The organism is Parendozoicomonas callyspongiae (genome assembly GCF_023502345.1).
Taxonomy (GTDB): domain Bacteria; phylum Pseudomonadota; class Gammaproteobacteria; order Pseudomonadales; family Endozoicomonadaceae; genus Sansalvadorimonas; species Sansalvadorimonas callyspongiae.
Genome location: NZ_JAMFLX010000044.1, coordinates 1 through 22,290 on the forward strand (window position 1 = coordinate 1; position 22,290 = coordinate 22,290).

The following is a 22,290-nucleotide window of genomic DNA, read 5'->3' on the forward strand; positions in this document are numbered from 1 at the left end:
AACCATATGTATGGGATCAAGCTGATTTTTTCTATCCCCCGAGCCTCGAACTGTCTTACCATCAATGGCAACAACGACACCGGCAGTGGCCTCGTGGCAGTCTTGCATCCACGCCGAAAAGTATTGATGAAACTGTTGCGGATTCACCAGGCTGACAACACGCTCAATTGTGTCGTGAGATGGAATCCCACCCGCAAAGTCTCCCAGCTTTTTAAGCCACTCTTCACGATATTTGCCGAAGTCTTCGATTTCTTTCCAGCCTCTGGCACCACTTATCATGGCGCAGGTAACAAGCAGCAAAATGTCGGTTAGCTTATGCTCAACTTTCCAGGGCTGGCGATAGTCTGGAAGTTTTGAAAAATGTTCTATCAAAGTAAATGCGTTCATGGTGCTGCTTCAGTATTGGTTTATCCACTGAAGAAGCGGAAATTTTCAGGATTAGTTAAATTTTGATCCGGCTTTGAGGCCAGTGATAGCAAGGGGTTTCATGCGTTTCCCCTGTTGCGATGGGTGAAGATAACTGCAGAATTCGCCGAGGTGATTGTCCTGAGATCCTGGCCAGCCTTCGCAGGTTAGCAATCAACCTTTTGAATAATATCACCAGCTTCAAAGGTGGCATGAAAAGGAAGATGAAAAAGGCTGCAATGAACACCAGTTATACGGCAGAAGTGCTTGAAGGTGCAGAGCTTGTTTTTGAGGATTTGCCTGCAGCCCAGTGATGGCGAATAGTTTCGTGCGTTTTCCCTGACTACCCCCGAGTCTTCTCGCTGCGGCTCCGGCTGTAGCGGGAAGGCTCACCCAAGGTACAAGCGTTCTGAAAAAACTGCCTTAGCATGAGAGCAAATCACCTTTCTCGTCCCGCCACAGAAGATAAAAGGTATTTCCTGATAAAAGTATCACCTATTACTCATCCAGCCACGTACTACCCTTCTCGCCTGATGCGTCCTCCGCTGATACAATGCCTGACCGACCCAGCAGTTTAGGAGTGTCGAGTGTCAACTGTTTTTGTGGCAGCATCCCGTCTGCCCACGCCTTACGGCACTTTCACAATGCATGGATTTGAGGATGAGGCTACCGGCAAGGAGCATCTGGCGCTGACCATGGGTGATTTTGATGACGGTGCGCCAGTTCTTGGACGAATCCACTCTGAGTGTCTCACCGGTGACGCTCTGTTCAGTATACGCTGCGATTGCGGAGCCCAGCTAGAGGCCGCAATGAAGGCCGTTGCAGAAGAAGGTCGTGGCGTTATTCTCTATTTGCGTCAGGAAGGCCGCGGCATTGGCCTGCTCAATAAAGTTCGGGCTTATGAACTGCAGGACGAAGGTGCAGATACAGTAGAAGCCAATGAAAAACTGGGCTTTGCACCGGATCTGCGCAAATACGATATGTGCGATGTTATGCTGCGCCATCTCGGCATTACCAAGATGCGCCTGATGACCAACAATCCGCGCAAGGTTGATGCCCTGAAAGGTCTGGATATTGATATTGTTGAGCGCGTCCCGCTCCAGACAGGCCAGAACCCCCATAACGAGCGTTACCTGGCTACCAAAGTTGTGAAACTAGGCCACCTTTACAATAACGCCTGATAGTGTGCTGAGGGTAAATTCGAAGCCGGTTTACCCTCTCTGACTCCTAGCCTTCCAAACGGGAAGTGATCGCTTCCAAAATCCCTTCAGCAGTTAAGTGACACTGGTTCAGCTGGTCTGATCGGCTTCCATGTGGAATAAACCTGTCCGGTACTCCCATTGTCAGCACCTGGGCATTGCTCTCTTCCAGAGAATGAACAAAATTGGCAACTTCTTCGCCAATACCACCCTTGGCAGCACCTTCTTCCAAAGTCACTAGCAGAGAATGGCTTGCAGCCAGCTCTGCCACCAGTGTCTGGTCATAGGGCTTGATAAAGCGCATATCAATCACGGTTGCACTCAGTTGTTCCGCAATCTTAATGGCTTCAGAAACCAGTGGTCCAAATGCCAGAAGGGCAATATTGTCACCCTGGCGGAGCACCCTGGCTTTACCGAGCTCCACAAGGAAATCCAGCCCAGATACAACTGGAAGACTGGCCTCTCCCCTTGGGTAGCGCACAGCTGCCGGGCCGGAATAATCATAGCCAAAACTCAGAATCTGCCGCAGCTCCACCTCATCCGAGGGAGCCATTAAAACCATATTGGGCACGGCACGTAGAGCGGCAATATCGAAAATCCCATGATGGGTTGGTCCATCATCACCAACCAGACCGGCTCGATCTATGGCAAACAGAACATCCAAATTCTGCAGCGCAATATCATGAATCAGCTGATCATAACCGCGCTGCAGGAAGGTGGAGTAAATGGCCAGAACCGGCTTCATTCCTTCACAGGCCAACCCACCGGCAAATGTGACCGCATGCTGTTCTGCAATGGCAACATCGCAATAACGTGATGGAAACCTTTCCGAAAACTGAATTAGATCGGAGCCTTCACGCATGGCCGGAGTAATTCCAAACAGGCGATCATCACTTTCAGCAGCTGCACATAACCATTGGCCAAACCGGTTAGCCCAGGTCGGACGCTTGTCTTTGGGAGTGGATGAAGAAACCTTGGAGACAGCATGGTAACGAACAGGGTCAGCTTCAGCTTCTGATAACCCTCTCCCTTTTCGGGTAACAACATGAAGGAGCTTGGGTCCAAGCTTCTCTTTTAACTTCTGGAGAGTATCAACCAGTGTCGGGAGATGATGCCCGGGAACCGGTCCGGTAATACTCATGCCCCTCTCGCCTAAAGAGCCGTCGAGGTGAACGACTGAGTCGCTGTCCATTTCATCCACATCACTCTGCAGGCCACGCAGATATTTCGCAAGCATGCCCACACTTGGAGAGATGGACATATCGTTATCGTTCAGAATCACCAGCAGGTTGGCCTGAACACAGGCCGCATGATTCAAGGCTTCAAAGGCCTGACCGGCGGTCATGGCACCATCCCCAATAACAGCGATGGCCTGACGGTTTTCTCCCTTGGCACTGGCTGCCATGGCCATTCCGAGTGCAGCACTGATCGAAGTACTCGAGTGCCCGGTACCAAAGGCATCGTACTCGCTCTCTTCACGCAGAGGAAAACCACACATGCCACCGGTATGGCGCAGAGTTGCCATCTGGCCCTTACGACCAGTCAGGATTTTATGGGGGTAACATTGATGACCAACATCCCAGATCAACCGGTCTTCAGGGGTGTTAAATACATAATGAAGGGCAATAGTCAGCTCAACAACACCAAGGCCAGCACCAAGGTGACCACCAGTCTGGTAAACGGATTCAATTAAGAAGCCACGCAATTCATCGGCCAGCTGAGGGAGCTGCTCCCTCTTTAATCTGCGCAGATCAGCAGGCCCGGACAAGAGATCCAGAATGTTGTTTCCAGTATCACTCATACAGGCTTAGTGATTCCTGTTAACAATAAAATCAGCCAGTTCCCGTAACATTTCGGCTTTCTCACCCAGAGGGTACAGTGCAGTCAGCGCCTGATCCCGCAGGGTAGCGGCCTGCTCACGGGCTTTATCCAGACCCAGCAGGGAAACATAGGTATTCTTGCCCAGATTGATATCTGCCCCCTGATTCTTACCCAGCACCTCAGTGCTGGCGGTGACATCGAGAATATCATCCTGCACCTGGAACGCCAGTCCAGATGCATCAGCGTAGCTGGAAAGAGCACTAATTTGCTCAGCAGAACCATTTGCGGCCAGGCCACCAAGCACACAGGACGCTTTAATCAGAGCACCGGTTTTATGCTGATGCAGCTTTTTCAGAGTTTCAAGATTCAGGTTTTTACCTGTAGCCTCTATATCCATGGCCTGTCCTGACACCATCCCACCAGCTCCCGCAGCCTGTGCCAGCACGCGGGTCTGTTGAAGCCGTGTTTCCGCAGGCAAGCTGGATTCCGTGATCACTTCAAATGCCAGTGTCAGCAGAGCATCACCTGCGAGAATGGCTGTCGCCTCATCAAAGGCCTTGTGACAGGTCGGTTTGCCCCGGCGCAGGTCATCATCATCCATGGCTGGCAGGTCATCATGGATCAGTGAGTAAGTATGAATTAACTCCATAGCGCAGGCTGCAGGCAAAGCATTCTCAGGGGTACCACCCAAAGCCTCACAAGATGCCCGAACCAGAAGCGGACGAATGCGTTTTCCGCCAGCGAGTGTTGAGTAGGCCATAGCCTCATGCAAAAGGCTGTGGCTGCTGGAACCGGACTTATCAAGAACTGACTTCAGGCCGGTATCGGCCCACTTCTGACACTCGGCCAGATACTGCTTGAATATCATTAATCAGCGCTGTCGGCAGGGTTAAAAGGCTGGGTTTCTACCTTGCCATCTTTTTCTAGCAGAATACGAACTTTCTGCTCAGCTTCTTCCAGAGCTTTCTGGCACTCACGGGTCAGACCGATGCCTTTTTCAAAGGCCACCAGCGCCTGCTCGAGAGGAAGGTCTCCCGATTCAAGCTCCCGCACAACAGTTTCCAGTTCCTTGAGGGACTGCTCAAAAGCAAAGCCCTTTTTTTTGCCTGCCATATCAGACCCTTCCGGGGAAATGATGAACTTAGTAAAGGTGTGAACAGTACCCGACGCGGTAAATACCGTCAAACCACACTGCAGGTTCAGGGCGAGTTCAGGATTTGTGTTCTAAAGCGGATTGAACAGATGGCAGGTTGTATGCAGCAGACAATGCGCCAGAAATCGTGCTGGACTGCACACTGTTGAAGGCAAAACCGAAGACAATAATCAGAGAGATGGAGAACGCAATTCCCAACCAGCGCAGACCCAGTGCCTTCTGAATGTAGTAAGCAGGGCCGCCACAGTAAGTACCGTCGTGGTCATTAGACTTGTAAATCTGCGCCAGAGTGTTTCCGACAAAACTGGTAGACATACCCAGCAGAGCGATCATCCACATCCAGAACACAGCGCCTGGACCACCGATGTAAATTGCTACAGCAACACCGGCCAGGTTACCGGTACCTACACGAGCAGCAAGGCTGGTACAAAATGCCTGGAAAGAAGAGATTTGATCATTACCGCTGGTTTCACGGCTTCCGAACATGGTTTTGACGGAGAAGCCAAAACGACGGAATTGAACAAACCGGCTGGCCACGGTGAAATACAGGCCTGCACCCAGTAGAAGATAAATGAGGACACTTCCCCATATCACGCCGTTAGCGGCGTCGATCAGTTCACTCATACGGTACTCTTTGTATTGGGATATTTAAAATCTGGAGAGCAGCCGAGATATTAACGATGGTTAAACTTAAAATATTGGTGAATGACTGCGAGAAGCTCTACACATATCCGTAGCAAAATTACCAAAAACACCAAGAGAAAACAGTGCAAAACACAAACACCGGTTTACACTTAGCGACAAAAATCAACCAAACAGCCTTGAGTGGGAAATATATTTCCACAGCAAAAAAACAAAAAATAAACCATTCTCCGAATATTTATTTAAAAATCCGGAGAAGACAGAGGTTTTTTTCGCTTTTCTGCAGACCACACATTGCGGTCCATGATTTTATCAAGATGAGGGAAGTTTCCGCGGTAAAAAACAGGGCTTAAACCAGCCCGATACTGTTTTTCATAATCATCAAGCAACCAGAAGGCCTGACGGGAGAGAATTAATATGGCTGAAATATTCACCAGAGTCATAAAGCCCATGGTGATATCGGCTATAGACCAGATCAATGGCAGACTGCCAACAGCCCCCCAGTACACCATACCCAAGACCATTAACCGGTAAAACGTCACCCACTGATCATTATCTTTAATGAAACGCAGACTGGATTCACCGTAATAGGTGTTAGCGACAATCGAAGTAAAGCCGAACAGCAGAGTTGTTATGGCAATAAACGGCTTACCAAAATCGCCAATTGTTGCCTGCATGGCATTCTGGGTTAGAACAATACCTGTCTGCCCCTCTACGCCATATGGCACACCAGAAATAAGAATAATGGCTGCAGTGGAAGTACAGATAACGATCGTGTCGAAAAACACACTGAACATGGATACCAATCCCTGGGTGACTGGATGATCCGGAAAAGGAGTGGCAATGGCATGCAGGTTGGGGCCACTACCCATCCCCGCCTCATTGGAAAACAGACCACGACGAATACCATGGGCGACGGCCTGTGAAACGAGATAGCCAGTTCCTCCCGCTACAGCATGATCAAGCCCGAATGCACTGCGAACTATCATACTCAGGATGGCGGGTAACTGGTCTATGGAAAGCACAGTAATCGTTATTGCCAGCCCTACATAGCCAATGGCCATAAAGGGAACAATTTTCTCGGCAAAGGATGCAATGCCCTTGATGCCTCTGAAAATGATCAAACCCGATAGAACCAGGAGGCATCCACCAGTCAGCCATTCCGGCAGCGAGAATGCTGCAGCCATAGAAGCGGAAACAGAGTTGGCCTGCACGGCATTGAAGGAAAAACCGAATGCGCTGATCAGGCAAAGAGAAAACAGAACCCCAAGCCAGCGCTGCCCAAGCGCCTTTTCTATGTAATAAGCTGGTCCACCGCGAAATGATCCATCCGGATTCTTGGTTTTATAAACCTGAGCCATGGTGTTTTCGACGAATGCGGTTGCCATACCCAACATGGCCATTACCCACATCCAGAAAATGGCTCCCGGCCCACCAAGGCTTATGGCAATAGCAACACCGGCAAGGTTACTGGTGCCAACATGGGAGGCCAGGCTGGTGCAGAGAGCCTGGAAGGTGGAAATGCCATGTTTCTGGTCTTCCGCAGTTGCCCGTGAATGCACCAGCAACTTGGTTGCCAGTGGAAAAAGCCGGAACTGCATAAGTCGGCTCCGCAGGGTGAACCAGACACTGGCTCCCAGCAGCAGATAGACAAGGAAGTAATTCCAGAAGTAGTTGTTGATTTCGGTTATCTGGTCTGCATTCATAGGCTTGTCTGGCAACTGCCGGATAGACAACACTCAAAAGCCGGCATCAGCTCCTTTAGATAATCTTGTTATATTCCATTACTTGATTATAAGCCGCTCTCACAGAAGTAATGGACATTGCTCGAATTTTTATTCGAGAACACCTATCTTGCTGCTCTTTTCCTTCATGCATTTCTGTTGCGGCCCTGCTTTCACTGTTATGCTACGCCCTCCTTTTCATTCTTGAGTATTTCCAGCCAATGAAGATTGCTGACAAAAAAGTTGTCTCCATCCACTACACCCTGAAAAATGACAATGGCGATGTGCTGGACAGCTCAGCAGGCCATGAACCATTGGCTTACCTGCATGGCATGGGCAGCATTATTGCCGGTTTAGAGGCTGCGCTGAAAAATAAAGAGAAAGGGGACAAGTTCTCTATCAAGGTGGAACCCGCAGAGGGCTATGGCGAATACGATGAAAGCTTGGTGAACCCTGTTCCTCCTGAGCAGTTTGGCGACCATGAAGTTGAAGTCGGCATGCAGTTTCATGCAGATACAGCTGTCGGCCCACGTATTGTCACTGTTGTAGGCATTCATGAAGAAGCCATCATTATTGATGCCAACCATGAATTAGCAGGCGAGAACCTGAACTTTGATGTGGAAGTGATGGATGTCCGTGATGCCACAGAAGAAGAGCTGGATCACGGCCATGCTCATACCGCCGGCTGCAACCACTAATCCCCTCATTCGGAAAAGTCGGCGTTGTAACAAGCCGACTTTTCCACATCGATAAATGGGAGACTTTAATTATGCCTCTGGCTCCAGGCTCACTCTTCGGGAGAAGTTTTCAATATCACCAAGATCACACAAGGCTGTCTGGAAAGTACTGACAAGCCCACGTGCATCAGGGCGCATATATATTGCACATCTAAGAAGGTGTTGCATTATTTGACAGGGATTCCAGGAGTGCTTCCCCTCACACTTTTCATATTTCGCAAAATACTCTTCGATCAGCTTCTGAACTTTTGGATCAGACTGGGGAGGATTTACAATCAGATTATTCAACCTTACACAAAAGTCCCTGTATTCATCTGGGGTCAAAACATATTCTGCAAATAAAAGAGCAGCAGACCAGACATCAGATGCTGGTACAGCAACACCATTGTAATATTCCGGAGGGTGAATAATTGGGCAGCCACTTAGTTGTTGCCATTCATTCGTTGAAGCGATGCCACGAAAAGCTGTTGCCTCACCCAGATCAATGATGACCGCATTTCCCGTTTCCCGATCAATCAGAATATTATCTGATTTAATGTCCTGGTGAATGATTCCATATTTGCCGAGCAAATCGAGCCCTTCCCCGATTCCCATCATGATATGACAAATATGTCTTTTTGATAGATTACGACTCTGAATATGCTGGCTTAAAGTCTCCCCACTACGATACGCCATGGCGAGGTAAGGAATATTATTCTGATCAACTCCAGAACAAATAATCTTGGGCAAGTGCTGTACACCATCGTGATTTTTTTCTGCTCCACGTAAAGCCGATAACACTCGGGTCTCATGTTCAAGAGAATGAACGCCAAGCAGACTACGCTCAAAAACATAGCAGCGCTTAAATACAACTTCCTCACCGAACAATCGTCCGCGATGAGCATAGCCATTGCTTCCACGACCAAGTAAATCATCCCCCAATTCTTCAATATTGGGGAGATTAGCAGGCACGGCATGGTCATTGGCTTCAACAATTAAAACATTTCTTTCACCAAGGCGGACATTGAAACCACTGTTTCCCATTTCTTGAGTAAGTTGTTTCTCGCTCACCGTTATTGGGTTATAGAAGCTGGAGTTTCCAATAAATAACTTTGTCTGATCCTTACTTCCGGTTTCGCGCAATCTTTTTATAGGTGATTGAAATGCATTGACCATGTTACGCAAGCGCATGGAACCTAACATAATATCTCCCCCAGATAGTTTTTCTTATATAAAAGTGAAGAGGATATTTGCTGATCAGCTATAGAACTTTAGTTTCCCTTACTTTGCTTTTAATACTAAAGAATAAGAATCTTCTTAGCGTGGAATATCTATTGAAAGGAAAAACAGCGCAAAGCTTGTCGTACAGGAACCTCTATGAAATATGAGATTCCTGTCCACTCTTAGCTTCAACCGTTATAGCAATAACACTTAACTTATCGCCCAACCTTCCCCATTCTGACCACTAGTCAGAACAAGTGGCCCATCTTTCGTAATGGCAACAGAATGCTCATAGTGCGCACTTGGCTTGCCGTCTGCGGTCACAACAGTCCAGTCAGCTGCAAGATTTCAATAACCTACGGCCTGAATTGTAAAAATCCTTCTCCTCAAATAAGGAAAACCACTACCATCTACGTACAAACCGAAACAAGCAGTTAGCCAGAAAGCCAATAGCTATAGATACGGTTAGACGTGGAGACCCAGTACAGATGAGACCTGTTGACCTCGAAACCATGATTAACCTGGTAAAAATGCCCAATGCTCCTGCCGTGCTCTGCCAGGCCGGTTATATATTTGTAAACACTCTTAACCTTTCCCGGCACCCACAGCTGCAAACCCAATTACATCAGAGACTGGAACAGAGCATTATCAGTGAGATGCCACAATGCTCTGGTGATGGCGTTGCTGTCTATTGCATGAGTAACGTTCCAGAACATCCCGACCAGATTAGAAAGCGGAAGCGGGCACAACTGTTTACTATCAATCATTAAGAAGTGGGCTTGGGAGCTGCCAGAAGTTCACTGAACTGCTTGGATAACTCGACTTCTGTATCCACAACTTTCACTTTCAGCATTTCTTCCAGCTGAGCTATTCGCTCCGGCCCCAGACCAAGGGGCAACTCCGTGCAACTCAACAGGATGTGAGAAGGTGCAGTGTACTGCCTGCAAGCAAGAAGATAGTTTTCTACGACTATTCGGAATATTTCATCTGCATCCTGAATGCAGCTTCCCGGTGACTTCTTTACCTGCTCAATTAGATTTTGAATCTGCGTCTGGTACGAATTATTCGGAACAATAGCGGGCACACCGAGGGAATGAAACTCTTTGGGATACAGTTCTTTCTCGTATGCCTGGGATGTACCAAGAACCAGAACAGAGCTTGGTTTCTCTTCGTGAATTGATTTAGCAATTTTGGTTACGCAGTTGACCATCCGCCCACCAGAGTCCAGCACCTTTCCGGATTCGAAACTATCTATATGGCAATGTGCTGTATTACTGGCAAGCACCAGATGATCATGGCCACGTTTAACAAACTCTCTCACGCCATTCAGATAGGCCAGACCACGAATAGATTTTTCTGTCAGGGTTCTGGGGGGAGGGCTTGAATAGACTTGGACTTTTACCTCACTGAGTCTCACCCCCTTCTCCTGTAACTCAGACAACATTTTTTCTGTCATATGAGCATCAGAAACGGGGCCAACCCCACCGATAATTCCAAAAGTTCTCGTAGCACTGCCCCCAGGCACCTCTATGGTTAAATCAATAGTTGGCCTGTCCAGCTCCTCCGGGATCAGTTTGGCTATGGACTCCTGCAGAGCAACATACCTGGAAATCTCTGTTGGTTTCAGAGTGAGTGTCATGATCTTGCCAGTGTATTTACCGCCACGGGTAATCCCCCACTGCTCAAGTTTATTGACAGCCCAAATAATACTGCCAGCCTCTAAATCTGTAGCCTCAACTTTGCGGCTTGATAAGCTCTGACTCTGCTGCTGTAACTTTAAAGAGCTGCGGAACAACGTTTTTTCATTTGATTTACTGGAACGGGTTCTTTTTTCAGCAGGCTCCTGCGACAGCCTCATTGAGTACCTGCGTCGACGGGCACGTTCCATGTGAGAAAGCTCCAGAAGAAATGTTTTTCATAATATTAGATCAAAGTAAAAAAGAGATTATTTGATCGAAAACCTTTAGTTGAGTAGTTTGATTTATCGTGAACAGGCCCAAACTAAACAGAACATAATTTCTCGACACCTATCTCAGTACTTACCTCGACAATCCCTCAGCAGCCTACCGCATAAGCAGAAGTCAAGCCTGGAACAAACCGAAGCCACAGTCACAGAAACACGTAAATAACACCGAATTATTAAACAGAAAAGTTATATAACATGACACAGGTCATTAATGACTCATTCGTAATCCTTATGATTGCTTGCGTTTTCGCGTGCGCGGGTAGTCCCTCCATATAGCTCCATTTCTGCCCGCACACTTTTCTCACAGACCAGACAGAGTGCAACATGGGCAAATTTAAATTCCCTTCAGCCTATACCGTGCTGGTGGCGATCATCGTCTTCGTCGCAGCATTGACTTATATCGTACCGGCCGGTCAATACGACCGGGTTATGAACGACGCTCTAGGTAAAGAAGTTCCTGTTGCCGGAACCTATCAGGTTGTGGAATCCACTCCTCAGGGTTTCTTCGACGTGGTAATGGCTCCTATCGCCGGTTTCTTTGACCCCATCACCTATGAAGCAGGCGCTATTGACGTTGCACTGTTCGTTCTGATTATCGGTGGCTTCCTGGGAGTAGTTACCAAAACCGGTGCTATCGATGCCGGTATTGCTCAGGTAACGAAAGCCATGGAAGGTCGTGAGAAGTGGATGATTCCTATTCTGATGGGACTGTTTGCTGCCGGCGGTACTTCCTACGGCATGGCTGAAGAGACCCTGCCATTCTACATGTTGCTGATTCCGGTTGTTATTGCAGCAGGCTACGATGCCCTGACCGGTGTTGCCATCGTTATGCTAGGTGCAGGTATGGGTGTACTGGGTTCCACCATTAACCCTTTTGCAACCGTTATCGCCTCTGACGCTGCCGGCATTTCGTTCGCTGACGGCATGCCTCTGCGCTTCGTTATTCTGGCACTGAGCTACCTGATCGGTGTTGTCTATGTCATGCGCTACGCTGAGAAGGTTCGCAAAGATCCTAAGGCTTCCATGGTTGCAGACCAGAAAGAATCCAACGAAGAGTTCTTCCTGAAGAACACCGCTGAGGTTCTGGAATTCACTGCCGGCCGTAAGTTGATCCTGGCTATGTTTACTGTCACCTTTGGCATCATGATCTGGGGTGTTTCCAAGGGTGGCTGGTGGATGGCAGAAATGTCTGCACTGTTCCTGGTTGCCTCCATCGTTATCGGTCTGGCTGGTCGTCTGTCTGAAGAAGAGCTGACCGGCACCTTCATTGACGGCGCACGTGACCTGCTGGGTGTTGCGTTCGTTATCGCAATCGCTCGCGGCATCGTGGTTATCATGAACGCCGGTAACATCACCGACACCATCCTGTTCTGGTGTGAACACGCCGTTACCGGTCTGTCTGAAGTTGTATTCATCAACGTGATGTACTGGATTCAGGTTGTTCTGTCCTTCTTCATTCCATCCACTTCCGGTCTGGCTGTACTGTCCATGCCAGTAATGGCTCCTCTGGCTGACTTCGCCAACGTTGGCCGTGACCTGGTAGTAACTGCTTACCAGTCTGCTTCCGGTGTGGTTAACCTGATCACTCCAACTTCTGGTGTTGTTATGGGCGGCCTGGCCATTGGGCGTGTTTCCTACGCCAAGTGGGTGAAATTTGTGATGCCTCTGGTTGTTATCATGACTGTGTTCCTGATGGCTGTGCTGAGTATTGCAACCATGATCTAACAGTTCTGAACTGTTGATAAGAAAAAGGCAGCCCGAATCATCCGGCTGCCTTTTTTCGTTACGGATCAGACAATTACGTACTTATCCATACACGACAATCAATTGTATAAATTTTAAACAGTTATGGCACTTCCAAGCCTGCCTTGGGCTGAAACAAAAAGTTAATAAGATAGACACATGGTTATCCACAATTAACTTGGATAAGTCATTCTAATACCTATTTATCCACTGTTTTAGCCATTATGTTTCTTTCTGAACAGGCTCTTAAAGTGTGGTTAACTGCCCATAAGAGTGATACAAGTAACCTTTGGTGGAACAGGACATGGAATAATCCACAATGGCAGATATAAATCGTCAGCGCTTTGGAGGCTTAGAGGGCTACTCAATTTATCGAGTAGAAAAGACAAATGAAGAAGGTGTAGTTACATCAGCTGCCTTTGAGGTTCTGACTCCGGAAGGGGAATTTCTGGATCGGTTTAAAAGTCTCGAGCAGGCCATGAGGCTGGTAAAATCTCTGGCAGGTGTCCCTGCTGATGACGATGACTTTTATTGATACCAACTGCCATAACAACCTCTCATAAATCCTCTGGACTCAGGCTCTGCCAAGAGTTTTATAACTGAGCCAATGAGCCATCCTGACTGGTCGAAACGGTCACAGACAGCTATGCCCTTCCTCTGGCAAAGTGATTTCCTGAATATGTCAGTGGAGGGATTAGCGTGATTCCAAGAACAGTTTACGATTCAGACCATGAGATGTTTCGGGACAGCGTCCGCCGTTTCCTGGAAAATGAAGCCGTTCCACATCACGAAGAGTGGGAAAAGAATAAGCAGATAGATAGGCAGCTCTGGAACAAGGCCGGTGAAATGGGCTTTCTCTGTCCTACGGTCAAGGAAGAGTACGGTGGTGTCGGTGTCGACTTCCGCTATAACGCCATTGTTGATGAAGAAATCGCTCGCCTCGGTTTAAGCGGTATTGGCTTTGGTCTCCACTCCGATATTGTTGCACCTTACATTGAAAACTATGGCTCAGAAACACTAAAGAAAAAGTATCTGCCCGGAATGGTGACCGGCGATTTTGTAACTGCCATAGCTATGACGGAACCTGGAGCCGGATCTGATCTGCAGGGTGTTCGCACTACTGCTGTCGTCGATGGGGATGATTACATTATCAACGGCTCCAAGACCTTTATCACCAACGGACAACATGCTGATCTGGTCATTGTGGTCGCTAAAACTGATCCAGCTGCAGGCGCAAAAGGAACCAGCCTGATACTTGTGGAAGCAGGCTCCCCTGGATTCAGCAAAGGTCGCAACCTCGATAAAATCGGCATGAAGGCACAGGACACTTCGGAACTGTTTTTCGAGGATGTTCGTGTTCCCAGGGAAAACCTTCTTGGCCAGGAAGGAATGGGCTTTATCTATCTAATGCAGGAACTACCGCAGGAGCGTTTATCTGTTGCTCTCAACGCGACATCTAATGCTGAAGCGGCTCTGCAGTGGACTCTTGATTATGTCAAAGAGCGCCAGGCCTTTGGCCGGGCTGTTTCAAAATTCCAGAACACCCGCTTCAAGCTGGCAGAGATGTCAACAGAATTGTCTGTCACCCGCACCTTTATAGACCGCTGCCTTGAACTGCACGTTCAGGGAAAACTTGATGTGCCCACAGCGGCCAAGGCCAAGTTATGGTCAACGGATATCCAGTGCAAAGTTCTGGATGAGTGTCTGCAGCTTCACGGTGGTTACGGCTATATGCTGGAATACCCCATTGCCCGGGCATGGGCGGATGCCAGAGTCCAGAGAATCTATGCAGGAACCAATGAAATCATGAAGGAGATTATTTCACGTTCTCTTGTATAGTTAGGTTCTGTTGACGTAAGTTTGTACATACAGCGCCAGCGAGGTCATGTAGTCGGCCCGCAATGGCTGGATCTATGGTGCTGCAATCCAGGGTTCCTGGCGCATTTGCCGGTGGAATTACAGCTGACTTGCTTTTGGTCTGGTTAAGAACCCGGGAGCTGCCGTTGCGATAAGTTTTTTTCACTAACACAACCATATGATTTCAAAGATATTTTCTAATAAGACATCATATTTAAGCAATACACACCATTAACTCTACATTCTGCAAATTTTTTTAACTTGCAGAACCTGTGTTCTGTTCAAGACTTAGCCCGTTAAAAATTACACAATTTTGATGGAGCTGAACATGGTCACACCCATACCTGTAAGACCCAAAAGACTTGTAGCTGCCAGCGCACTATGCTTGGCAATTTCTGGAATTACCACCTCCTGGGCCGACGGCCCAGTTGATCCAGCACACGCTCCTGAGCAGCTGACACCGGAACAGATCGCGGCACTCTCAGCCATGGAGCCAACACCAGCTGAGTATCTGTTCAGCTCCGGAAGAGTAGAAAACACTGACAATGGATCAGTTCTCCAGCTAAAAGTTCCAGAAGGTGTTCCTGGCGTAATTGACGGCCTGACTCAGGCAATTGATGAAGGCGATGGCACGGTTACCCTGTATCTGGATTCAGATCATGGGGCTGGAGAAATTGAAACAAGAAATCTGGGTGGAACTTATGGCCGCCTTCATGTGAGAAGACTGAAAATCTCCCTGGACGAATTTGAAATGGGGCCAGCCCAGGGAAACCAGTCCCAAGTCTTTCAGGATGATATTTACAACGCGTTCAAATCCCTGATTAACGCAGTCACTATCAAGAAGGATCTGCGCGTAAGAGACCTTCTCCTGCAAGCTAACAAATCTTTGATTATCCACCGCGCCAATGGTGATATGACAGTGGAGCTCTATCGCCAGAATGATGAAGAGCAGATGGAGTATCTGGGCAACCTGCAAACAGATAGCAAATACCGCTACGAGTTCACACCATCACCTGAACGTCAGCCATTCTATGATCAGCGGGAAGAGCTGCATGCGCAATTCAAGCGCCTGACTGGTGAGGCGACCAACTTACGTAACGAAATCGTAAATGCCCAGGATAAGGCTGACCTGCCTGAGAAAATCAAGCAGTTTGAAGCTGTCTCGGAAAAACTCCGGGCTTTATACAAAAAACTTGATCCCCCTGAAGAGTACAACTTCTTTGCTGTCACGGAAGAAGTGAACTACGCCGCGACCAACTGGCTCAAAGCTCCCCAAAATATTGGGGCAGAAGTAGCTGGCCACAGTATCGCATTTTCAACAATGAGCAATATTCATCAGCTGTACCTTTCCAGGGCCGCAGCCATTCAGGGCATCAATAAGGCCAAATACCTGGCACTCCTTGAGCTGGAAGATTTAATGAAGGGTACGAACAGGATGTCAGGTGTTCACGGTATCGACCAAAGTGCAGCAGGTAATATCGGTCGGGTAAATGAAACCGGATTGAATTTCCTGTTTCGTAAGCTGCATGCTGCCTACGCCTATTTCAGGGGAGAGCAGCCTCCGGTATTTCAGTACGAGCCGGACGTCGGACCTGAAAACCTGAACCACCAAGGCCTGATTGCACAAGCAGTAGATGGACTTTCACCTCAGGAAACTCTCGACAAAGCTCAGGAACTGCTGAAAAACACCTCTCTGAACACAGATCGCGTCATGATCTGGGATGACCATTTCCGACACTTTGAAGCCTCCCTGCACAAGTCTGGCCGCTGGTCCTGGGTGAAGAGCTTTTTCAAGTCGGGAGCCTATGAAAACACCAAGATGGCAGATGACCTGAGGCAATTGATGACTGAAAGAGGTGCCAATAGCCTGGATGAGCTCTTTATGCACTCTCATGCGGAAGGCGGCATTCCTTTCATGGAAGGTGATGCAATACAGATGGCCAAAGGTTTCTGCCCGGCTGAAGCTCGTCAGAAGTTTCATGAAAGCTCAGAAATCCCGGTTCTGGCTCGCAATGATCAGAACGAGTACACCTTTACTGGGGAATACCGCAAGCTCAGTGATCTAAGCGACGAGCAGAGACAAAACCTGTTCGATATACGTCGAGATCAAGCTCATGAAACTGCAAAAACAGAAATTCACGAAGAAACCCAGGCAAAGCTTGATCAACAGGAAAAGCTAAGTGGTACAGGTGTTCACCCACTTTCTGCTTTTGCAACAGGGGCTGCTATCGGTTATACCCTGCAGTATGGTGTTGATGGTTTCGGCAAGTATTACAACGAGGGCAAACTGCCCTGGCACTACAAGCCCCGGGACTGGGAAGAAATCAACTCAAAAGCCAGCAGAACAGCTCTTGTCAGTGGTGTATCCAGTGCTGTCCAAAACTATGCATTGCCACACGTTGCCAAAAGCTACTCACTGTTTGAGAACATGACACCTGCACAATTACGCTCCAAAGGCCTGATTAACGAATATACCGCTGTTGGCGCAGGAGCTATTGCCGGTTTCACCTCGCACACACTGACATCTGGCTACGGCTACTGGCAGGGAGAAATGACCGGTAAAGAACTTGCACTGGATGTTGCAGATGCAGCTGGTCGCGCTATTCCAGGAGCTATTGGTAGTGCAGTTGGTCATTACCTGATGCCGACCAATGTCCAGATTCCTGTTATTTCAACCCTGGCACCTATCGGCGGATATATCGGCTCTATTGCAGGTAATATCGCGGGTAACATGGCTTATGACACAGCCAAGCACTATGTCTTCGAAGGTGTCAGAAAACTTCGTGGCCAGAGTAAGAAGCACAGTGGTTATAATTTCGATGATCAAACCGACCATGTCTCAGAAACAACACCAGACTCTGGGGCTTTTGAAGACCAGCAGCAACCGAAACAAGATGTGCCAGGAGTGGAAGTAGAGCAGCAGGTTCAATCTGAATCTGCCATCTAAGAATAAAAGGAACAAATAAAAATTTAACGGTTAACCGCACAGCCGTTCAGTTCATTTCGGTGACTAAATGGCTGTTTTTTTCTGACTTACCCAGTAGTCAAATTCAGTTTACTTGCAATCCTCTTCTTCCCTGCCCTGCTTTCTGCAGGATCAAAGCCTGACGTTTTAGCATCAAGAATATACACACGGTGAGCATCAAGACCCTTATCCACAAGACTGTCCTTGATATGCTTTGCCCGCCTGATTGCCAGCTCTCTTAACTCAATATCACTGACAGGCCACTGCTGAGTAATATGCTTTAAGAGTTCTTTGGAAGACATGCTTTTTTTGGCTTTCAAACCTTTCTCATCACCTATTGCTCGCAGAACCTCAGCTTTGGTTTCTTCGGGTACTATGTCACCGATTGAAATCAGCTTGCCCACATCAGCCATCATTTTTGTATAGCGTTCGTGAACCTCTTTCTCTACCGCATGCTCAGCGAGCTTTATAGCATCGAGTTCCCTTGAAGCCCGCCCTTCAACTTCCAGAACCAACTCAGGCCTGGATTTCAAAGCATCAGCAAGGTGCTTCAAAGAAAGGTCATGCTCAACAGATAACAAATCATCCCCAGCTTTAAATAAGACGGATGACATTTCATCCGCATCTCCGGAAACAAGGGAAGCCAGAAACTTAAACGGCGCTTTCACAATATTGGTAATGAAGTTCACGATAGCCGTTCTGATAAGAGGGCCAAACTCAAACTCCGGATCATCCAGATTGCCTTTGATGGGCAGGTCTACATCAATCTCACCATCACTGTTTTTCAACAGGGCAATAGCCAGCTTCAGGGGCAGCTGGGTGGCATCCGGACTATCAACTTTTTTCCCAAGAGTCAGGTGCTTGAGAAGAATAATATTCCTGGCATTTAGCTGTTTTTTCTCGATGGAATAATCCAGCTCCAGATTCATTCGGCCTTTTTCAATATTGTAACCGGCAAAGCGACCCGAATACGGTGTCAGTGTTGTCAGCTCAACTTCCGAAAAGTCCATTTTGATCTTTGTACTGCGGAAGGGTTCAGCCGGATCAAGGCTGCCAGAAATCGACACAGGAGAATATTTATCTATCGCGCCATCAAGCTGAATATCAGCAAGAGCTCCGGAACCTGTATGAATGTTTGTTATCTGGCCTGACAGATTTGAAATTGGTGCAGAAAAGCCAGGATTAAAGGATGTATCCGAGAAGTTGAATAATCCATCGCCAATAACAAAGGAGCCAATATCAACCTTCAGCGATTCCTTATCCTCTGTCTTGGCACTTGTCTTATCTGAAGAATCTGGTTGAGGCTTGACCAGATAGGCGAGATTCAACTTCAGGTTATTATCAATCTCAATGGTGACTTCTGGTTTATCAAGGCTGATAGCTGTGACCTCAACCCCATCTTGCCCATAGGCAAGTTCGGTTACAGCCAACTTGTTCCAGCCAAGAATATGCTGCCCACTTCTCTCATCAGTCATCAGGATAGACGTGATTGATGTATCACCAGAGACTGATAATTTATCCCCCTGCCTAACCTCTGCCTGAATCTGGCCCGACAGCTCACCATTATCCAGTTGCAGATAGGTGTAAGGAGACAGATACGGCTGTATGTCTGGCAAAGGAATATGATCCAGACCGATAAGCGCCGCAACATTATTACCGGGCTCAAGGGTGACCTTAGAATTTAGAAGCCCGGAATTATTCAACCTCGCCTTAAGGTCAATATCTCCCCGCGTTTCAGGCCATGACAGTTCTTTCGCACTGATATAAACCCGATCAAGGATTCCATTAAACGGCTGATCTCCTGTATTTGCAGAGTCACTGAACTTGATTCTGGCATTCACTACCGAAAGGTTATCCAGAGCCACTGCAAGTGAAGAACTCTCTGTAGCTTCAGGCTTAGTGTCAGTTGCTGGCTGCTTTCTGAGAACTGCCGCCAGATTTATTCGCCCGCTCTTATCTATCGCAATATTTGTATAGGGATCAACCAGTTCTATGCCATCAAGAACTACCGATTTTTGTGTCAGGGATCGCCAGGATGCATCGAGTGTTACCTCATGGAACCCGGCAAGAACATTATCACTGTCACCCAAACGAACAGCTTCAACTTCAAGTTTCAGAGTCAGTGGATTAAAGCGAACCGCCCCCACACTCAAAGGTTGAGTTAAATACTGCGGGTGAAAGTAATAAATTGCATAGTGCACTGCCGCCGGTAAAAGAACAAATCCGCAGAATGCATAGGCAAGAAAGGTTTTTGAAAAAATTGATATAAAGCGCCACATTTTCATCTTCTGACACTGAACGGCTACATGCGCATCGTATGATGAACAAGGGTTTCAAACACAGAGTAACTGGTGAAAAGGCCCTTACATTAGCCCCCAGTCACCCCGAATGAAAGAACTGTTTTCAGTCAACAGTATTACTTGCCTTCAACCTTGTGTACAAGACCGCCACGATCACGGAAACGACGGGTCAGTTTTTTGAGATACTTTTCCTGCATGCTTTTGCCAGGCTCTTCAGTGGCAGAAGTCTGGATCTGCATTTTTTTGAACTTGACTTCTACCTGTTTCTGGTAAATTCTCACCAATTGATCAGTTGTCGTACACCCGGCCATTTTCATTGTCCTGTTATTAATTCTTATAGGCTTAAACGATACTACAACCAGAGCTATTCAAAGAAAAGTACCCCAGTCAATAGAATGCATAACAAGAAAGTTATCTTGTAAGAACTCCTTCACTGCCAGCAATGTCATATCTGAACTGATATAACATTATTTGGAGGCTGACTGTGAGCAAGAAAAAACATTCCCTGATATTGATAACAATATTGCTGTCAGGTTTTATAACTTTTACCAATTTTTGTTGGGGCCAGACTCAGCAACTCGTACCAAAATGCAAAGCTGAATCAAGTGAAGGCTGTCGTGGTTTTTTGCTTGAGGCTTCTGACCAGTTCACTTTTGCATCCTACCTAAAAGCGATAAAAAACAGACTCAACAAGGAATCCCAAAAGGAAGTTAATCAAAAACTCAAAGAATATCTTGCTATGGCAGAAGATGTTCACGAGGCAATGAAAACAAAAAACTACCCGGTTGCCTTTGAAGTTCTTAACAACATGGCTAGTTCAATGAAAGACTGGAGCTCCATGAATCAGAATTCAATCTATCAGATAACATACGCTCTGTTCAAAATCATGTCAGGAGGTGAACGCACTTCGATATATAGTCACCTGAGTAGTGACCGAGTAGTTATTGATCGTCAGCTTCTTTCATTTATGCATGTTATTTATGCAACGGCTAACCGCTGGCATGTGTATTCAGTACCCGATATGTCACGGGCAATACCGAAAAATTTTATAAATGCTCAGAGCACTCGTAAACAAGAAGGTGAACGTGCACATATAGATACATCGTTCAGCCTTATGCCAACGGAAAATCCTGCATTTCCGAAAGCCATTATCGCCACTTTGCTACTGGACACATTTACCGACCGGGCCATTCATTCCGATTGCGCTTTAGCATCTCTTTCAAGCGCCCAAAAACTTACCGAATATGTTCCAGAGTTATTGCAGGGGCAGGTTATCGAGCTGGGTGCAGGATTCGGTATGCGCGCCGGGACTTTAGCAATGGCGGGTGTGGACATTATCGCCTCGGATATCATATCAGAGCCCTCCAGAAACTATCCCGTTGGCGTTCACATGCTTAACGCTAATAACGCCGTGGAAGTCTATCCGGAGGCCAGAGTTTATCTGGCAGAGCAGCCTGGGTGGACTATTGGTAAACTTGATAGTGACAATTACAGGCCCGACGATACCCTTTGGCAATTATTAGAAAAACGCCCTAACGATGAATGGACTGTGGTATTAATAACTTCAACAGACTATCACCCCAATATTCAAATTCCACAGGAATTTTCAGGACGCATTAAGGTAACCACAAAGCGCCCTATGAAGTGGAAAGGAAAAGAACCTTTACCAAAAGTCATTCCAGCCCCAGACCGAATGATAATTCATATTTTGCGACATACTCCCCCCAAAAAAATGCTGCGACAAACAGAACTCTAACAGGCGCTGACAGTGGGAGGGACTGAATTCTATCTGGCACCTCCTGCATCCTTTTCAGTAGAGTTACTCTAAACTCCAGCGGATTGTGTCTGGTATAATCTGATGAATTGGAAGATTTCCCCTCAGCCCCGATTTCTCGGTATTTTATGATTGCTAACGATGTACTGCGTCGCCTGCGCTTTGCCCTGAACCTCAGCGACAAGGAAATGGTCGCCATTTTCAAACTAGCGGACCACGATATACCCGTTTACCACCTCTATAACCTGATGCGCAAGGAAGATGAGAAAGGCTATGTACTCTGCCATGATGACGTACTGGCCCGCTTTCTTGATGGCCTGATTATCCATCGTCGAGGCAAGCAGGAGGGACGGGAAACAGATTATCTTCCCAAGGGTCAGCAGATTTCTAAAAACGAAATTCTGCGTAAGCTCAGAATCGCTCTTGAGCTGAAGGATTCCGATATTATCGATATGATGAAACTGGCGGACTTTCGAGTTACTAAAGCAGAACTCTCTGCCATCTTCAGAAGAAAAGGACACCGCAATTACAAGGAGTGCGGTAACCAGTTCCTGCGTAACTTTATCTCCGGTTTAACCCTGAAATTACGCAAAGATCTGCCACCCAAAAAGCTGAGCGCTGAAAAAGAAGGCCGGAAAACGGTAACTCCCAAAGGCTAAAGGTCTCTTGATGTCAGTTCCTGCGTGCAATGCAAGAACTGACACCTGCATTCTATTGTGAATACTACCGCAGTAAACTACACTCGCCTGCGCAGTATTAAAAAGGACAGTGGACGTATATTTCTTGTTCGCCATTAATAAAAAT

At 47.4% G+C, this 22,290-nt stretch carries 20 protein-coding genes; 10 read left to right on the forward strand and 10 right to left on the reverse strand.

Going from position 1 to position 22,290, the window contains the following annotated elements; genetic code table 11:
- Window positions 1–387 (reverse strand): ISAs1 family transposase (locus tag M3P05_RS19285; RefSeq protein WP_249701749.1); only part of this gene is annotated, 387 nt, incomplete at its 3' end.
- Between the two features lie 200 nt (window positions 388–587).
- Here M3P05_RS19285 and M3P05_RS21035 point away from each other — a divergent pair.
- Both M3P05_RS21035 and ribA read left to right on the forward strand, forming a co-directional pair.
- Window positions 588–719 (forward strand): hypothetical protein, encoded by a 132-nt coding sequence (locus tag M3P05_RS21035; RefSeq protein WP_283777884.1) that lies wholly within the window; start codon window positions 588–590, stop codon window positions 717–719.
- A 273-nt stretch (window positions 720–992) separates the two neighbouring features.
- Window positions 993–1,586 carry a GTP cyclohydrolase II gene (gene ribA / locus M3P05_RS19290; RefSeq protein WP_249701750.1) on the forward strand — a complete coding sequence of 198 codons (594 nt, stop codon included), beginning with the start codon at window positions 993–995 and terminating at the stop codon, window positions 1,584–1,586.
- Between the two features lie 46 nt (window positions 1,587–1,632).
- Here ribA and M3P05_RS19295 read toward each other — a convergent pair whose 3' ends face one another.
- From M3P05_RS19295 to M3P05_RS19315, 5 genes are all read right to left on the reverse strand, one after another.
- A complete protein-coding gene (locus tag M3P05_RS19295; RefSeq protein WP_249701751.1) occupies window positions 1,633–3,405 on the reverse strand; it encodes a 1-deoxy-D-xylulose-5-phosphate synthase in 1,773 nt (590 codons plus the stop codon).
- Window positions 3,406–3,411: 6 nt separating this feature from the next.
- Complete coding sequence (locus M3P05_RS19300; RefSeq protein ID WP_249701752.1) at window positions 3,412–4,293, reverse strand: polyprenyl synthetase family protein; 882 nt, start codon at window positions 4,291–4,293, stop codon at window positions 3,412–3,414.
- Window positions 4,293–4,538 carry an exodeoxyribonuclease VII small subunit gene (locus M3P05_RS19305; RefSeq protein WP_249701753.1) on the reverse strand — a complete coding sequence of 82 codons (246 nt, stop codon included), beginning with the start codon at window positions 4,536–4,538 and terminating at the stop codon, window positions 4,293–4,295. Before M3P05_RS19305 ends, M3P05_RS19300 begins: the two co-directional genes overlap by 1 nt.
- A gap of 97 nt (window positions 4,539–4,635) precedes the next feature.
- Window positions 4,636–5,202, reverse strand: a complete 567-nt coding sequence (locus tag M3P05_RS19310) for an alanine:cation symporter family protein (RefSeq protein WP_249701754.1) — start codon at window positions 5,200–5,202, stop codon at window positions 4,636–4,638.
- A 260-nt stretch (window positions 5,203–5,462) separates the two neighbouring features.
- Window positions 5,463–6,926, reverse strand: a complete 1,464-nt coding sequence (locus M3P05_RS19315; protein ID WP_249701755.1) for an alanine/glycine:cation symporter family protein — start codon at window positions 6,924–6,926, stop codon at window positions 5,463–5,465.
- Window positions 6,927–7,165: 239 nt separating this feature from the next.
- Here M3P05_RS19315 and M3P05_RS19320 point away from each other — a divergent pair, with 239 nt between their 5' ends.
- Window positions 7,166–7,642 (forward strand): FKBP-type peptidyl-prolyl cis-trans isomerase, encoded by a 477-nt coding sequence (locus M3P05_RS19320; RefSeq protein WP_249701756.1) that lies wholly within the window; start codon window positions 7,166–7,168, stop codon window positions 7,640–7,642.
- A 69-nt stretch (window positions 7,643–7,711) separates the two neighbouring features.
- Here the strand turns inward: M3P05_RS19320 and M3P05_RS19325 are convergent, their stop codons facing one another.
- Entirely contained in the window at window positions 7,712–8,863 is a 1,152-nt protein-coding gene (locus M3P05_RS19325) for a serine/threonine protein kinase (protein ID WP_249701758.1), read from the reverse strand.
- A gap of 506 nt (window positions 8,864–9,369) precedes the next feature.
- On the opposite strand from M3P05_RS19325, the gene M3P05_RS19330 reads away from it, so the two are divergent.
- Window positions 9,370–9,651, forward strand: a complete 282-nt coding sequence (locus M3P05_RS19330) for a hypothetical protein (protein ID WP_249701759.1) — start codon at window positions 9,370–9,372, stop codon at window positions 9,649–9,651.
- Here the strand turns inward: M3P05_RS19330 and M3P05_RS19335 are convergent.
- The gene (locus M3P05_RS19335) at window positions 9,648–10,769 is read right to left on the reverse strand and encodes an aspartate/glutamate racemase family protein (protein ID WP_249701760.1); all 1,122 of its coding nucleotides are present in this window, start codon (window positions 10,767–10,769) and stop codon (window positions 9,648–9,650) included. The two genes, M3P05_RS19330 and M3P05_RS19335, sit on opposite strands and share 4 nt — an antisense overlap.
- 402 nt (window positions 10,770–11,171) lie before the next feature.
- On the opposite strand from M3P05_RS19335, the gene M3P05_RS19340 reads away from it, so the two are divergent.
- From M3P05_RS19340 to M3P05_RS19355, 4 genes are all read left to right on the forward strand, one after another.
- Entirely contained in the window at window positions 11,172–12,572 is a 1,401-nt protein-coding gene (locus M3P05_RS19340; protein WP_249701761.1) for a YfcC family protein, read from the forward strand.
- A 337-nt stretch (window positions 12,573–12,909) separates the two neighbouring features.
- Entirely contained in the window at window positions 12,910–13,125 is a 216-nt protein-coding gene (locus M3P05_RS19345) for a hypothetical protein (protein WP_249701762.1), read from the forward strand.
- Window positions 13,126–13,289: 164 nt separating this feature from the next.
- Window positions 13,290–14,429, forward strand: coding sequence for an acyl-CoA dehydrogenase family protein (locus M3P05_RS19350; protein WP_332842033.1), 1,140 nt, complete (start codon window positions 13,290–13,292; stop codon window positions 14,427–14,429).
- 346 nt (window positions 14,430–14,775) lie between these two features.
- Window positions 14,776–17,394, forward strand: coding sequence for a hypothetical protein (locus tag M3P05_RS19355; protein ID WP_249701763.1), 2,619 nt, complete (start codon window positions 14,776–14,778; stop codon window positions 17,392–17,394).
- A gap of 86 nt (window positions 17,395–17,480) precedes the next feature.
- Here M3P05_RS19355 and M3P05_RS19360 read toward each other — a convergent pair whose 3' ends face one another.
- Window positions 17,481–19,691 (reverse strand): DUF748 domain-containing protein, encoded by a 2,211-nt coding sequence (locus tag M3P05_RS19360; RefSeq protein WP_249701764.1) that lies wholly within the window; start codon window positions 19,689–19,691, stop codon window positions 17,481–17,483.
- A 137-nt stretch (window positions 19,692–19,828) separates the two neighbouring features.
- On the reverse strand, window positions 19,829–20,023 hold the full coding sequence (locus tag M3P05_RS19365; protein WP_249701765.1) for a hypothetical protein: 195 nt from the start codon (window positions 20,021–20,023) through the stop codon (window positions 19,829–19,831).
- Between the two features lie 173 nt (window positions 20,024–20,196).
- Between M3P05_RS19365 and M3P05_RS19370 the strand changes: the two genes are divergently transcribed.
- Together M3P05_RS19370 and M3P05_RS19375 are read left to right on the forward strand one after the other, a co-directional pair.
- Window positions 20,197–21,468 (forward strand): hypothetical protein, encoded by a 1,272-nt coding sequence (locus M3P05_RS19370; RefSeq protein WP_249701766.1) that lies wholly within the window; start codon window positions 20,197–20,199, stop codon window positions 21,466–21,468.
- 146 nt (window positions 21,469–21,614) lie between these two features.
- Window positions 21,615–22,145: a YehS family protein gene (locus M3P05_RS19375; protein ID WP_249701767.1), complete on the forward strand. Its 531-nt coding sequence runs from the start codon at window positions 21,615–21,617 to the stop codon at window positions 22,143–22,145.
- Window positions 22,146–22,290 lie beyond the last annotated feature (145 nt).

Coding starts and splice junctions, on each gene's coding strand:
- M3P05_RS19345 (WP_249701762.1), top strand. CDS start 12,910: ATGGCAGATATAAATCGTCAGCGCTTTGGAGGCTTAGAGGGCTACTCA.
- M3P05_RS19325 (WP_249701758.1), bottom strand. CDS start 8,863: ATGTTAGGTTCCATGCGCTTGCGTAACATGGTCAATGCATTTCAATCA.
- M3P05_RS19320 (WP_249701756.1), top strand. CDS start 7,166: ATGAAGATTGCTGACAAAAAAGTTGTCTCCATCCACTACACCCTGAAA.
- M3P05_RS19330 (WP_249701759.1), top strand. CDS start 9,370: ATGAGACCTGTTGACCTCGAAACCATGATTAACCTGGTAAAAATGCCC.
- M3P05_RS19305 (WP_249701753.1), bottom strand. CDS start 4,538: ATGGCAGGCAAAAAAAAGGGCTTTGCTTTTGAGCAGTCCCTCAAGGAA.
- M3P05_RS19375 (WP_249701767.1), top strand. CDS start 21,615: ATGATTGCTAACGATGTACTGCGTCGCCTGCGCTTTGCCCTGAACCTC.
- M3P05_RS19300 (WP_249701752.1), bottom strand. CDS start 4,293: ATGATATTCAAGCAGTATCTGGCCGAGTGTCAGAAGTGGGCCGATACC.
- M3P05_RS19335 (WP_249701760.1), bottom strand. CDS start 10,769: ATGGAACGTGCCCGTCGACGCAGGTACTCAATGAGGCTGTCGCAGGAG.
- M3P05_RS19310 (WP_249701754.1), bottom strand. CDS start 5,202: ATGAGTGAACTGATCGACGCCGCTAACGGCGTGATATGGGGAAGTGTC.
- M3P05_RS19295 (WP_249701751.1), bottom strand. CDS start 3,405: ATGAGTGATACTGGAAACAACATTCTGGATCTCTTGTCCGGGCCTGCT.
- M3P05_RS19355 (WP_249701763.1), top strand. CDS start 14,776: ATGGTCACACCCATACCTGTAAGACCCAAAAGACTTGTAGCTGCCAGC.
- M3P05_RS19360 (WP_249701764.1), bottom strand. CDS start 19,691: ATGTGGCGCTTTATATCAATTTTTTCAAAAACCTTTCTTGCCTATGCA.
- M3P05_RS19340 (WP_249701761.1), top strand. CDS start 11,172: ATGGGCAAATTTAAATTCCCTTCAGCCTATACCGTGCTGGTGGCGATC.
- M3P05_RS19365 (WP_249701765.1), bottom strand. CDS start 20,023: ATGGCCGGGTGTACGACAACTGATCAATTGGTGAGAATTTACCAGAAA.
- M3P05_RS19315 (WP_249701755.1), bottom strand. CDS start 6,926: ATGAATGCAGACCAGATAACCGAAATCAACAACTACTTCTGGAATTAC.